Origin of the sequence: Streptomyces sp. NPDC058470 (assembly GCF_042721055.1) — a bacterium.
Classification (GTDB): Bacteria; Actinomycetota; Actinomycetes; order Streptomycetales; family Streptomycetaceae; genus Streptomyces.
This window is the reverse complement of sequence record NZ_JBHXMF010000038.1, coordinates 1-13,511: the sequence shown is the minus strand read 5'-3', so window position 1 is coordinate 13,511 and position 13,511 is coordinate 1. Positions and strand designations below refer to the sequence as shown.

Below are 13,511 nucleotides of genomic sequence, written 5' to 3'. Positions count from 1 at the left end.
CGTTCGGCGCGATACGGGGGTCTGGGGGCAGAGCCCGCCCCCAGGAACAAGGGACGGGTAGGGGCGGAGGGGCCGACTACATCCTTGAGCGGCTCCGCCGCGGGCCACCCCCCGCCCCCGGTCACAGCTCCGCCAGCAGCTCCGCCTTCTTCGTAGAGAATTCCTCGTCCGTCACGAGGCCGGCGTCGCGGAGCTCGCCGAGGTGCCGGATGCGCTCGGCGATGTCGGCGGGGTCGCGCCGGGACGCGGGAGGGGCGAGGGCCGGTACAGGCGCCCCGCCGGACCCCCGTACCGCAGCCAGCACAGCCGCCGCGAACGGCAACGACTCGTGCACCGGCCCGTACCCGAGCCCGAACACGACCGCCGCCGGATCCTGATCGGCCTGCGCGGGCTGTGCCACAGCCGGCTCACGGCGCAACAGCCGCAGATGCCCTTCGAAGACCTCGGGCGAACGCCATTCGACACCGCTGAGCCCCGTGACGGGGAAGGTCTGGTCACCGGCCTTCCACTTCGCCGACGAGGCTCCCGTCCAGAACCACCGGAAGGACACCGACCGACCGTCGAAGGACGCCTTGCCGTCGTACGCCTTGAAGTGCAACGGCGCCTCGGGCGCCCCGACGAGATACCGCTCGGCGGGTTCGTCGTCCTTCGTGAGCTGCGCGCGCAGCTCGTCCGCGTAGTACTCGGCGAGTGTCTCGCGCTCGGCGGGCAGCACCAGACGATAGGGGTCGCACCCCTCCTTGAGCTGTCCCGCGGCCGCCTCCATCAGCGGGTCGGCGCCGGGTCTGGGCACGGCATGCAGAACCACCGTGCCGCGCTTCCCGGGCGTCAGTGTCACCGCCGCGATCGCATCGAGCGGGATACGGCGTTCGCCGAGCGCCTGGAACAGCTTCGGCGTGCGGATTCCCCGTTCGAAGCGGATGAGCACGGAGTCGGACTCGAACTCCCAGACGGCATGAAACCCGGCCAGTACGTCACCCATGCGGGCCATCGTATGCGGCGCACAGGCCCGCGTCGCCTCCCTTGGCGGACCGCGGTCCTTTCGCTTCTACGCGCGTCAGGCTGACGACCCGCCGGACAAACCCGTCCGGCACGCTTCATCCGTGTGCGCGCAGTCCACCGAGCCGTACGCGCCGATGCCGATCTCCGCGAAGTTGTGGAGGCTGTCGGTGCCCGGCTCGAAGTAGCCGGTGTGGCCCTTGGAGCCCCGCGCGGACAGGACCCGCGCCCCGAACCCCGCCGACACCGGGTCGGCGCCGTGTCCGAGCCCTCCGACCTCGAGGTGCGGTACGTCCTGGATCCAGTCGTCGGCGTCCCGCATCGCCCAGACCTGGGCCGTGGTGTGCAGTGCCGTGACCGTGTCGGCCCGCATGCCGGGGCTGCCCGCGACCGCTATGTCGGAGACCCGGGAGGGCAGCTCCTTGGCGGCGACCCCGCACAGCACGGAGCCGTAGCTGTGGCAGTACAGCGCCACCGATGAGCTTCCCGGCAGCGCTCGTACCAGTGCGTTCAGCCGGACCGCGCCCTCCTCGGCGCGCATCGCGGTGGCCGAGTCGATGCCGAGCCCGCTGGGTGCGGTGTAGTCGGCCCAGGCGATCACGGCCGTACGCGTGGTGGGGCTCGCCTCGTGCTCCGCCGCGTACAGGGACTGCGCCATGCCGACCGGCGCCGTGTACTTCTTGGCCGTGCGCTGGAAGGTGAGCAGGGTCGTGTCGACGCCTGGCACCACGACCGAGACGCGTTCGGCCGTGTCGAGGTCTCCGACGACCTCGGCGATCCGGCCCGATCCCATCGGGTCGAAGGCGAGGATCTTGCGGCCCTTTTCGAGCAGCGCCTCGTAGCGGTGCATACGGCGGCCCGCCTCGTGCTGCCCGAGTGGCGAGAGCCGGGTGTCGTGCATGCGCTTGAGCTCGACCTTGCGCTGTTTCTCCAGGGCGAGGCGGTTCGCCTGGTAGCGCAGGGTCACGGGCGCGCCGTTCATGTTGCCGACCGCGAGGGGGTAGCTGTGGGCGAGACGGTCGCGCTGGCCGGCGTCGAGCGAGGCGAAGAAGCGGGCCACGACGCTCGGCGCGGAGCCGGTGTCCGGGAGCGGGCTCCCGGCGAGGCTGCCGTGCTCCCACGCGGAGCGCGAGGATTCGAGGGCCGACGACCCCCGATGGCTGTGAATCGCGGTCCAGCCACTGGTGGCCAGCATCACGAACACCACGGCCAGCGCGAGCAGTGCGCGCCAGACGTTCAGTTGGGGGGAAGCGTCGAAGGAAGTCACTGGGAGGACACACTAGGAGAACAAACGGGTCTCGCGTTAACCGAGTGAGGCGGATCACGTTTCTGGTGGGGTAACTGGGGCAAAGCGTGTTCAACTTGACCTAAATCGTCACGCTGGGTAAGGAAAGTCGAACTTCAGTGGGCGATCTGTGACTCTGTGTGCTGGATGGGCGGTGTGGGGCGCGCCGGTCGGACGTCTCTCCGTACGGCAGGAGTTATTCCCTACGCCATGTTTCCGCCAGTGCGGGCCCCACATGGCTCAGGTAGGAGGCGGTCAGTTCGCGGATCCCCTCGACGCCGATGTCCTCGCCCTGGCCCCACAGGCGGCTCGTCACACGCATCACCCCGCTGAACGCGGCGACCGCGACGCGTGGGCGCGGGTCCGCGTCCAGGTCGAGACCCTCGCGCTCGGCGATCACCTGTGCGATCTCCTCCTCCAGCTCCGCGGAACGGCGCAGATTGACGGCGAGCAGCGCGGGTGTCGACTCGATCAACCGAAGGGTGCGCATATGCAGTTCGATCGGGATGACGGCCTCGATCGCCTCGCCGATGGTGTCCCAGCTCTCCAGGACGGAGCGCCGCAGAACCTCCAACGGGGCTTCGTGGGGTGGGCGTTCGCGCACGGCGGCGACGAAGTGCGACTCGGTGAGCCGCTGGGTGAAGAGGGCGACCTCCTCCTTGCCCGCGAAGTAGCGGAAGAAGGTGCGCTGCGAGACGTCGACGGCCTCGGTGATCTCGTCGACGGTCGTGCGCTCGTACCCCTGGCTGGTGAACAGTTCGAGGGCGGCGTGCAGGAGCGCGTCCCGGGTGCGCTGTTTCTTGAGCTCGCGCAGTCCCGGTCGGGGCGCCGGGCCGGTATGGTCCGCCGTGTCCATGGTCCCTCTTCTCTGCTGTCTCGCCTCCGGATCGTCCGCACCTTGTGAACCGTCTGCCCAGTTCAGGGTATTCGCGAGTGACGTGACAGTTACCGACTTGTCAATTGGTTTGTCAACTGTCAGCGGCTGACACTAGCCTCGAAAACATGACTAGTCAGACCACCGTCGACGCGACGGGACCGGCCGACAAGGCCCCGGCACCCGTCTCCGGACCGACGCCGTCCGCGGGGCTGCGCGGCCACCCCTGGTTCACCCTGTTCACCGTCGCCTTCGGCGTCATGATGGTCGCCCTGGACGGCACCATCGTGGCCATCGCCAACCCGGCCATCCAGAAGGACCTCGGCGCGAGCTTCGCCGACGTCCAGTGGATCACCAACGGCTACTTCCTCGCGCTCGCGGTCACCCTGATCACCGCGGGCAAGCTCGGCGACCGGTTCGGTCACCGGCAGACCTTCCTCATCGGCGTGATCGGCTTCGCCGCGGCCTCCGGGGCCATCGGGTTCTCCAGCAGCATCGCGCTGGTGGTCACCTTCCGCGTCCTGCAGGGTCTGTTCGGCGCGCTGCTGATGCCGGCCGCGCTCGGACTGCTGCGGGCCACCTTCCCGGCCGAGAAGCTGAACATGGCGATCGGCATCTGGGGCATGGTCATCGGCGCGTCCACCGCGGGCGGCCCGATCCTCGGCGGTCTGCTCGTCCAGCACGTCAGCTGGCAGTCGGTGTTCTTCATCAACGTGCCGGTCGGCGTCATCGCGCTGGTCCTCGGCGCGCTGATCCTGACCGACCACCGTGCGAAGAACGCGCCCCGCTCCTTCGACATCCTCGGCATAGCCCTGCTCTCCACCGCCATGTTCTGCCTGGTCTGGGCTCTCATCAAGGCCCCGACCTGGGGCTGGGGCGACGGCCTGACCTGGACCTTCCTGGCCGCCTCGGTGCTCGGCTTCGGGCTCTTCGCCTTCTGGGAGAAGCGGGTGAAGGAACCGCTGATCCCGTTGGGGCTGTTCCGCTCTGTGCCGCTGTCCGCGGGCGTGGTCCTCATGGTCCTGATGGCCATCGCCTTCCTGGGCGGCCTGTTCTTCGTCACCTTCTACCTCCAGAACGTGCACGGCATGAGCCCGGTCGACGCGGGCCTGCACCTCCTTCCGCTGACCGGAATGATGATCGTGGGCTCCCCGCTGGCCGGCGCCATGATCACCAAGACCGGCCCGCGCATCCCGCTCGCCGGCGGTATGGCCCTCACCGCGATCTCCATGTACGGCATGTCCACGCTGGACACGAACACCGGCAGTTTCGTCATGTCGCTCTGGTTCGCCGGTCTCGGCCTCGGTCTCGCGCCGGTCATGGTCGGCGCCACCGAGGTCATCGTGGGCAACGCGCCGATGGAGCTCTCCGGTGTCGCCGGTGGCCTCCAGCAGGCCGCGATGCAGATCGGCGGCAGCCTCGGTACGGCGGTACTGGGCGCCGTCATGGCCTCCAAGGTCGACGGCGACCTCGCGGGCAACTGGGCCGACGCCAAACTGCCCCCGCTCACCCCGGACCAGCTGGACGCGGCCTCCGAGGCGGTCCAGGTCGGCGCCGCGCCGGTCACCCCGGACACGCCCGCCGCCCTCGCCGCGCAGATCACGGACGTCGCCCACGACACCTTCATCTCCGGCATGAGCCTGGCCTGCCTGGTCGCGTCCGGGGTCGCCGTCGTGGCGGTCTTCGTCGCCCTGCTCACCAAGCGGGGCGACAACGCGGAGGCGGGCGCCGGCGCCGGCCACATCTAGGACCTGTTCCTGTCCAGGGCCTGTCCCCGGGCCCGCTCCAGGGGCCGTTTCCCCTATCAGGGTGACAACGCTAAAGATCCCTCGCACCCGGCACGCGCCGCACGTCACAGTGGGTCAAGTCCTCCGTACGACCTGGAGGACGACCGGACTTGCGGCGCGCTGCCGGAGGGGGGCAGCGCGCCGCCAGGTCTTAAGCCGGGATACGGGGGTACCCGCATATCGACCCGAACCGACCGAGCCTTTCCGGGAGTTCAGGAGTTGATGGATGATGGCGGGCTTTGGAAACGGCACGCGCAGGTACCCCCGTTCACGTAGCCGTACGAGGTCACGGACCGGGCCGGATCGCGCGACGCTGGGCACCGTGGGGCTCATCTGCGCGATCGCCGGTTTCTTCGTGCTGGGGATCATCCTCGGCCCGGTGGCGATCGTCTGCGGCTGGCTCGCCATGGGCCGCAGTTGGGCCGGAGCCCGTCCCATCCCGGCCGTCGTCGCGCTCGTCCTGGGCGCGATCGACACGCTGCTGGCCATCATGTGGCTGGCCGGCACGGCAGGCCCGGGCACCGGACTGCTCTGACCGCGGTCCAGAACGGCAACTCGCACCGACTCGCGCTTCGCACACGGCGGTTGACCAGAGCGACGAGTGTTCCTCCGCCGCACCCGGCACCGGGTGCGGCGCCGCCGTGAAGGGCGTGCCTTCAGGCGCCGTACTCCGTGACAGCGTCGCCACCTCCGCCCGCAGGGCGCGTACCTCCTCCGTGAGGGCGGTGATCGCGGCCGTCTGCCGGCGTTCCTCGACGTCGTCCATCTCGAAGCGGGAGATGAACCAGGCGGCGATGTTGGCGGTGACGACACCCAGCAGGGCGATGCCGGAGAGCATCAGACCGACCGCGAGCACGCGGCCCAGACCGGTGGTCGGGGCGTGATCCCCGTACCCCACCGTCGTCATCGTCGTGAACGACCACCACACGGCGTCGCCCAGCGTCCTGATGTTCCCGTTCGGCGAGTCCCGCTCCACGGAGAGGACCGCGAGTGAGCCGAACATCAACAGGCCCACCACCGAGCCCGCGACGTACGTCGTGAGCTGTATCTGTGAGGCGATCCGGGCCCGTTGCCCGACGAGCAGCAGCGTGGAGACGAGCCGCAGCAGCCGCAACGGCTGGACCAGCGGCAGCACCACCGCGAGCAGGTCCAGCCAGTGTGTCCGTACGAACTCCTTGCGCTGCTCGGCCAGCACCAGCCGGGCGGCGTAGTCTGCCGCGAACGCGCCCCACACCACCCACTCCACCGCCGTGCACACGGACGCCACGTCATGACCCGCGGCGGGCCACACGATCGGCACGGCGTAGGCGACGGCGAACGCCAGGGCGAACCCCAGCAGCGGCCGCTGCGTGCGCCGCTCCCAGCGGACCTGTGCCGACTGCTCCTTCATGCCCGCATCGTAAGTAATAAGAAGACAGCGAAGGGGCGGCGAGGCCCGTGGCCCCACCGCCCCTCAGGAGACGTACGAGAGACGTACGCAAAGGAGACGTACGAACTACGCGTCGCCGCCCGCGGCCCCCGGGTCGGCCGCCTGCACGTCGAGCAGTTGGTAGCGGTCGATCGCCTGCTTCAGCACCGACCGGTCGACCTTGCCCTCGCGCGCCAGCTCGGTCAGCACCGCGACCACGATCGACTGCGCGTCGATGTGGAAGAAGCGCCGGGCCGCCCCACGCGTGTCCGCGAAGCCGAAGCCGTCGGCGCCCAGGGACTGGTAGGTCCCCGGCACCCAGCGGGAGATCTGGTCGGGGACGGACCGCATCCAGTCGGAGACGGCGACGAACGGGCCCTCGGCCCCCGACAGCTTCTGCGTCACGTACGGGACGCGCTGCTCCTCCTCGGGGTGCAGCAGATTGTGCCGCTCCACCTCGATGGCCTCGCGCCGCAGCTCGTTCCAGGAGGTCGCCGACCAGACGTCCGCCTTCACGTTCCAGTCGGCCGCCAGGATCTGCTGCGCCTCGACCGCCCACGGCACCGCCACACCGGAGGCCATGATCTGCGCCGTGGTGGTGCCTTGATCGCCCGACTTGAGGCGGTAGATGCCCTTCAGAATGCCGTCCACGTCCACGCTCTCCGGTTCTGCCGGATGCTGGATCGGCTCGTTGTAGACGGTCAGGTAATAGAACACATCTTCGCTATCGGGGCCGTACATCCGGCGCAGCCCGTCCTTGACGATGTACGCGATCTCGTACCCGTACGCCGGGTCGTACGCGACACACCCCGGGTTCGTCGAGGCGAGCAGCTGTGAGTGGCCGTCCGCGTGCTGGAGACCCTCACCGGTCAGAGTCGTACGACCGGCGGTCGCACCCAGTACGAAACCGCGCGCCAACTGGTCGGCCATCTGCCAGAACTGGTCGCCGGTGCGCTGGAAACCGAACATCGAGTAGAAGACGTAGACCGGGATCAGCGGCTCGCCGTGCGTGGCATACGCCGAACCCGCGGCGATCAGCGACGCCGTACAGCCCGCCTCCGAGATGCCGTCGTGCAGCATCTGGCCCGTCGGGGACTCCTTGTACGCGAGCAGCAGATCGCGGTCCACGGACTCGTACTGCTGGCCGAGCGGGTTGTAGATCTTCGCGCTCGGGAAGAACGAGTCCATACCGAAGGTGCGGTACTCGTCGGGCGCGATCAGCACGAACCGCCTGCCGATCTCCTTGTCCCGCATGAGGTCCTTGAGCAGCCGGACGAACGCCATGGTGGTGGCGATCGACTGCTGGCCCGAGCCCTTCTTCACACTCGCGTACGTCTTGTCCTCGGGAAGTACGAGGGGCTTCGACCGCACGACACGGGTCGGGACGTACCCGCCCAGGCTCTTGCGGCGGTCGTGCATGTACTGGATCTCTTCCGAGTCCCGGCCCGGGTGGTAGTACGGCGGGGAGCCGCCCTCCAGCTGCTGGTCGGTGATCGGGATGTGCAGCCGGTCGCGGAAACCCTTGAGGTCCGCGGTCGTCAGCTTCTTCATCTGGTGGGTCGCGTTGCGGCCCTCGAAGTTCGGGCCGAGCGTCCAGCCCTTGACGGTCTGTGCAAGCACCACCGTCGGCTGGCCCTTGTGCGCCTTGGCCGCCGCGAAGGCCGCGTACACCTTCTTGTGGTCGTGACCGCCGCGCCCCAGGTGCAGGATCTGGTCGTCCGTCATGCTCTCGACCATCGCGCGCAGCCGGTGGTCGTGCCCGAAGAAGTGCTCACGGATGTACGCGCCGGTCTCGGTGGCGTACGTCTGGAACTGGCCGTCCGGCGTGGTGTTCAGCTGGTTGACCAGCACCCCGTCGCGGTCCTGTGCGAGCAGCGGGTCCCAGGTGCGGTCCCAGACCAGCTTGATGACGTTCCAGCCGGCGCCCCGGAACTGCGACTCCAGCTCCTGGATGATCTTGCCGTTGCCGCGCACCGGGCCGTCGAGCCGCTGCAGGTTGCAGTTGACGACGAAGGTCAGGTTGTCCAGGCCCTCACGCGCCGCGATCGACAGCTGGCCGAGCGACTCCGGCTCGTCCATCTCGCCGTCACCGAGGAACGCCCACACGTGCGACTTGGAGGTGTCGGCGATCTCGCGCGCCTCCATATAGCGGTTCATCCGCGCCTGGAAGATCGCGCCGAGCGGGCCCAGGCCCATGGAGACGGTCGGGAACTCCCAGAAGTCCGGCATCAGCCGCGGGTGCGGGTACGAGGACAGCCCGTACGGCGCCTTCGACTTCTCCTGCCGGAACGCGTCGAGCTGCTGCTCGCTCAGTCGGTCCAGCAGGAACGCGCGGGCGTAGATGCCCGGCGAGGCGTGCCCCTGGAAGAAGATCTGGTCGCCGCCGTCGCCCTCGTCCTTGCCGCGGAAGAAGTGGTTGAAGCCCACGTCGTACAGCGAGGCGGAGGACGCGAAGGTGGCGATGTGACCGCCGACGCCGATACCCGGACGCTGGGCCCTGGACACCATCACCGCCGCGTTCCAGCGGGTCGCGTTCAGGACCTTGCGCTCGATCTCCTCGTTGCCGGGGAAGAACGGCTCGTCCTTGGTGGCGATCGTGTTGACGTAGTCCGTGCTGCGCATCTCGGGCACGGCCACGCGCTTCTCGCGGGCCCGCTCGATGAGCCGCAGCATCAGATAGCGGGCGCGCTCCCGGCCGCGCTCGTCGACGGCGGCGTCGAGGGAGTCGAGCCACTCCTGAGTCTCCTCAGGGTCGAAGTCCGGGACCTGGCTGGGAAGGCCGCCAATGATGATCGGGTTGCGATCGGATCCGGAAGCCACGCTGTTCCTTCGCTGTCGGAGGGCTGTCAGAGGGGGCTGTACTTCGCTGTGTTCACACCGTTCCCCATCGTGTACCCGGCGAACGGAATCGTCACCTCTACTGGGAGGTAACCGGGACGTTCTCGCAGTACGTTGGGACGTGCCCGGCCAAAACGCAACGATACGCTCAGTCCGTGACGCGTTCCGCAAAGTCGTTCGGGTCTCGTATCCTTCAAGGGTTGTGAAATTCGCAAACCGGACAGAAGGGTGTGGTGCGCGTCACCAGGTGCCTCGACTCCATGCCTGGAGTTGCGTCGACACCGCCAGGATCGTCACCGTTTCGGCGGTCTCGACGGCCGGGTACTTGCGCGATCCGCCCCGTCCGTGTGGACTACGGCCAATGCTTCGCGCACGCGCGTGGCCAGAAGACTCCCCAGGCTCCGACAAAGCCGGGGGAGACCCCAACCAGAAACATGATCAGGAGGCAACCCGTGAGCGCGACCGCGGACCACGCGGAGGAGAGGACGAACCCTGCCGCAAGGCTGGGGTTCCAGCCCGAGCAGGTGGTCCAGGAGATCGGCTACGACGACGACGTCGACCAGGAGCTCCGCGAGGCCATTGAGGAAGTCATCGGCAGCGAGCTCGTGGACGAGGATTACGACGATGTCGCCGATGCCGTGGTGCTGTGGTTCCGCGACGAGGACGGCGACCTGACCGACGTACTGGTGGATGCCACCACGTACATCGAAGACGGCGGCGCCATCCTCCTGCTGACGCCGAAGACCGGCCGTGACGGCTACGTGGAGCCGAGCGACATCGCCGAAGCGGCGACGACTGCGGGTCTGTCGGCGACCAAGAGCGCCAGCGTGGGCAAGGACTGGAGCGGCAGCCGGCTGGCCACCCCGAAGGGGGCCAAGTCCGGCAAGCGCTGATACCCCGCCGGGCCGATCCGGGCAACCACTCCGGCGGTTCATGCCGCCGGACCCCTGGACATGCGGCCTGAAGGGCCTCGTCCTCGAACGCCGGACCCGCTGACACGCTCAGCCGGTCCGGCGTTCTGCCGTGTCGCCCTTCCCCGGGGTCGCGGTGGTCGCTGCGTAGGGTGGACTCACCCGAACAGCCCCCTGGAAGGGAAGCGTGTGACTATGGCGATCGCGGTCGGCACCAAGGCGCCGGACTTCGAGCTCAAGGACAACCACGGCGCCACCGTGCGACTGTCCGACTTCCGCGGCGAGAAGAACGTGGTGCTGCTCTTCTACCCGTTCGCTTTCACGGGTGTGTGCACCGGCGAGCTGTGCTCCCTGCGCGACAACCTGCCGCAGTTCACCGACCGTGACACCCAGCTGCTGGCCGTCTCGAACGACTCCATCCACACCCTGCGCGTCTTCGCCGAGCAGGAGGGCCTGGAGTACCCGCTGCTCTCCGACTTCTGGCCGCACGGCAACACTTCGCGCGCGTACGGCGTCTTCGACGAGGACAAGGGCTGCGCGGTGCGCGGCACGTTCGTCATCGACAAGGAGGGCGTCGTCCGCTGGACCGTGGTCAACGCCCTGCCGGACGCGCGCGACCTGAACGAGTACGTCACGGCGCTCGACACCCTGTGATTGTTCGGTCCCAAGCCCTGCAGGGTGCGGGAACCCGTCACTAGGATCGACACGTTGATCCGATACCGAACGCAGTCGGGGCATCCCGCCCCTGAACACCAATGGAGGACTCGTGGGAGTCAGCCTCAGCAAGGGCGGCAACGTATCGCTTTCGAAGGAGGCCCCGGGACTGACCGCGGTCATCATCGGTCTGGGGTGGGACATCCGCACCACCACCGGCACCGACTTCGACCTCGACGCCAGCGCCATCCTCACGAACCCGGACGGCAAGGTCAGCAGTGACGCCAACTTCGTGTTCTTCAACAACCTGAAGAGCCCGGACGGCTCGGTCGAGCACACCGGGGACAACACCACCGGTGAGGGCGAGGGCGACGACGAGCAGATCAAGGTCAACCTCGCCGGCGTCCCGGCCGACATCGAGAAGATCGTCTTCCCGGTCTCGATCTACGACGCCGAGAACCGCCAGCAGTCCTTCGGCCAGGTCCGCAACGCGTTCATTCGCGTGGTGAACCAGTCGGGCGGTGCGGAGATCGCGCGCTACGACCTGTCCGAGGACGCCTCGACGGAGACCGCCATGGTCTTCGGCGAGCTCTACCGGCACGGCGCGGAGTGGAAGTTCCGCGCCATCGGCCAGGGCTACGCCTCGGGCCTGCGCGGTATCGCGCAGGACTTCGGCGTCAACGTCTGAGCAAAAGCCCTTCGGCCCATCCGTCCGGCGCCGCACACTTCACGTGCGGCGCCGGACGCGCTCGGCAACCCAACGTATGACCTCGGGGAGGACCAGAATCATGGGCGTCACGCTCGCCAAGGGGGGCAATGTCTCCCTCTCGAAGGCCGCACCCAACCTCACACAGGTGTTGATCGGGCTCGGCTGGGACGCACGCTCCACCACCGGAGCCGACTTCGACCTGGACGCCAGCGCACTGCTGTGCAACTCCGGCCGGGTGCTCGGCGACGAGTATTTCGTGTTCTACAACCAGCTCAAGAGCCCGGAGGGCTCGGTGGAGCACACCGGGGACAACCTCACGGGTGAGGGCGAGGGTGACGACGAGTCGATCCTGATCGACCTCTCCAAGGTTCCGGACAATGTGGACAAGATCGTCTTCCCGGTCTCCATCCACGACGCCGACAACCGTGGCCAGACCTTCGGCCAGGTCAGCAACGCTTTCATCCGCGTCGTCAACCAGGCCGACGGCCAGGAACTCGCGCGCTACGACCTGTCCGAGGACGCCTCCACGGAAACGGCGATGATCTTCGGCGAGGTTTACCGCTATGGAGCGGAATGGAAGTTCCGCGCAGTGGGGCAGGGGTACGCGTCGGGCTTGCGGGGCATCGCTCTAGACTTCGGAGTCAACGTTTCGTAAAGCCGGGTACGGCGGGGGGAAACCCTCTCCGGACTTCGTCCGGGGGTAGCCCCCCAACACACGATGGGGTAACCAGTGGTCCTGAAAACCTTCGGCTGGTCGTTCGCGGTCACCGCGGTCGGCTTGGTCGCGGCGGTGTTGATCGACGGATGGACAGCGTTCGGGATCGTCCTGATCCTTTCCGTTCTCGAAATCTCGCTGTCCTTCGACAACGCGGTGGTCAACGCCGGAATCCTGAAGAAGATGAGCCCGTTCTGGCAAAAGATCTTCCTCACGGTCGGTGTTCTGATCGCCGTCTTCGGAATGCGGCTGGTCTTCCCCGTCGTGATCGTGGCGATCACCGCGTCGCTCAACCCCATCGACGCCGTCGACCTGGCGCTGAACGACGCGGACCGCTACCAGCAGCTGGTCACCGACGCGCACCCGGCGATCGCTGCCTTCGGCGGCATGTTCCTGTTGATGATCTTCCTCGACTTCATTTTCGAGGAGCGTGACATCAAGTGGCTCGGCTGGATCGAGCGCCCGCTGGCCAAGCTCGGCAAGGTCGACATGCTGTCGGTCTGCATCGCCCTGGTCGTCCTGCTCGTCTCCGCGCTGTACTTCGCCTCGCACGCCCACCAGCACGGCGGCATCCACGTCGACAAGGCGGAGACGGTCCTGCTCTCCGGCGTCGGCGGTCTCATCACGTACCTGGTGGTCGGCGGACTCTCCGGCTTCTTCGAGAACCGGCTGGAGGAGGAAGAGGAGCGCGAGCACGAGGCCGAGGAAGAGGCCAGGCGCGACGGCAAGCCGGTCTCCGCGGTGACCCTCGCCGGCAAGGCCGCGTTCTTCATGTTCCTCTACCTGGAGGTCCTGGACGCGTCCTTCTCCTTCGACGGTGTCATCGGCGCCTTCGCCGTCACGAACGACATCATCCTGATGGCGCTCGGCCTCGGCATCGGCGCCATGTACGTCCGCTCGCTCACGGTCTACCTGGTCCGCCAGGGCACCCTCGACGACTACGTCTACCTGGAGCACGGCGCGCACTACGCGATCGGCGCCCTCGCGGCGATCCTGCTCGTCACCATCCGTTTCGAGATCAACGAGTTCATCACCGGTCTCACCGGTGTCGTCCTGATCGCCTGGTCCTTCTGGTCCTCCGTGCGCCGCAACAACGCGCTGGCGGCGGCCGAGGGAAAAGGTGAGCCCTCGGACGACAAGGCCGAGGTCTCGTCCGGGGTCTGACCCCGGCTCGGGTTCCGGGGTGTGACCCGGGCCCAGGTGAGGAACGCTCTTGTACGGGGCGGCCGCGTGGACGAGTACACGCGGCCGCCCCCCCGGCCGAAAGAGGGGACGGGGGGGGGGAATGGGGAACTGGCAGGACCTGTGGGGCGGGCGCAAGGCCGACCACG

Annotated in this window: 11 protein-coding genes and 1 pseudogene; 7 read left to right on the top strand and 5 right to left on the bottom strand. The window is 68.0% G+C overall.

Annotated elements, in window-relative coordinates:
- Nucleotides 1–121 precede the first annotated feature (121 nt).
- The 3 genes from ACFWP7_RS26220 to ACFWP7_RS26210 all read right to left on the bottom strand — a co-directional run bounded on the left by ACFWP7_RS26220 (nt 122) and on the right by ACFWP7_RS26210 (nt 3,140).
- The gene (locus tag ACFWP7_RS26220; RefSeq protein ID WP_384385545.1) at nt 122–982 is read right to left on the bottom strand and encodes a DUF4429 domain-containing protein; all 861 of its coding nucleotides are present in this window, start codon (nt 980–982) and stop codon (nt 122–124) included.
- A 75-nt stretch (nt 983–1,057) separates the two neighbouring features.
- Nucleotides 1,058–2,266 (bottom strand): alpha/beta hydrolase, encoded by a 1,209-nt coding sequence (locus ACFWP7_RS26215; RefSeq protein ID WP_384385542.1) that lies wholly within the window; start codon nt 2,264–2,266, stop codon nt 1,058–1,060.
- A 214-nt stretch (nt 2,267–2,480) separates the two neighbouring features.
- A complete protein-coding gene (locus tag ACFWP7_RS26210) occupies nt 2,481–3,140 on the bottom strand; it encodes a TetR family transcriptional regulator (RefSeq protein ID WP_384385539.1) in 660 nt (219 codons plus the stop codon).
- A 146-nt stretch (nt 3,141–3,286) separates the two neighbouring features.
- Here ACFWP7_RS26210 and ACFWP7_RS26205 point away from each other — a divergent pair, with 146 nt between their 5' ends.
- Together ACFWP7_RS26205 and ACFWP7_RS26200 are read left to right on the top strand one after the other, a co-directional pair.
- Nucleotides 3,287–4,906, top strand: a complete 1,620-nt coding sequence (locus tag ACFWP7_RS26205; RefSeq protein WP_384385536.1) for an MFS transporter — start codon at nt 3,287–3,289, stop codon at nt 4,904–4,906.
- A 265-nt stretch (nt 4,907–5,171) separates the two neighbouring features.
- Complete coding sequence (locus ACFWP7_RS26200) at nt 5,172–5,480, top strand: small hydrophobic protein (protein WP_384385533.1); 309 nt, start codon at nt 5,172–5,174, stop codon at nt 5,478–5,480.
- A gap of 129 nt (nt 5,481–5,609) precedes the next feature.
- Here the strand turns inward: ACFWP7_RS26200 and ACFWP7_RS26195 are convergent.
- A pseudogene (locus tag ACFWP7_RS26195) lies at nt 5,610–6,335 on the bottom strand (potassium channel family protein); the annotation flags it as partial.
- A 105-nt stretch (nt 6,336–6,440) separates the two neighbouring features.
- Nucleotides 6,441–9,173, bottom strand: coding sequence for a pyruvate dehydrogenase (acetyl-transferring), homodimeric type (gene aceE / locus ACFWP7_RS26190; RefSeq protein WP_384385530.1), 2,733 nt, complete (start codon nt 9,171–9,173; stop codon nt 6,441–6,443).
- 470 nt (nt 9,174–9,643) lie between these two features.
- Between aceE and ACFWP7_RS26185 the strand changes: the two genes are divergently transcribed.
- The 5 genes from ACFWP7_RS26185 (at nt 9,644) to ACFWP7_RS26165 (ending at nt 13,344) form a co-directional block, all read left to right on the top strand.
- Nucleotides 9,644–10,084: a DUF3052 domain-containing protein gene (locus ACFWP7_RS26185; RefSeq protein WP_384385527.1), complete on the top strand. Its 441-nt coding sequence runs from the start codon at nt 9,644–9,646 to the stop codon at nt 10,082–10,084.
- A gap of 213 nt (nt 10,085–10,297) precedes the next feature.
- The gene (locus ACFWP7_RS26180; protein ID WP_384385525.1) at nt 10,298–10,756 is read left to right on the top strand and encodes a peroxiredoxin; all 459 of its coding nucleotides are present in this window, start codon (nt 10,298–10,300) and stop codon (nt 10,754–10,756) included.
- A gap of 112 nt (nt 10,757–10,868) precedes the next feature.
- Nucleotides 10,869–11,444: a TerD family protein gene (locus tag ACFWP7_RS26175; protein WP_384385523.1), complete on the top strand. Its 576-nt coding sequence runs from the start codon at nt 10,869–10,871 to the stop codon at nt 11,442–11,444.
- 100 nt (nt 11,445–11,544) lie between these two features.
- Complete coding sequence (locus ACFWP7_RS26170) at nt 11,545–12,120, top strand: TerD family protein (protein WP_384385520.1); 576 nt, start codon at nt 11,545–11,547, stop codon at nt 12,118–12,120.
- A gap of 75 nt (nt 12,121–12,195) precedes the next feature.
- On the top strand, nt 12,196–13,344 hold the full coding sequence (locus tag ACFWP7_RS26165; protein WP_384385517.1) for a DUF475 domain-containing protein: 1,149 nt from the start codon (nt 12,196–12,198) through the stop codon (nt 13,342–13,344).
- The last annotated feature ends 167 nt before the right edge of the window (nt 13,345–13,511 follow it).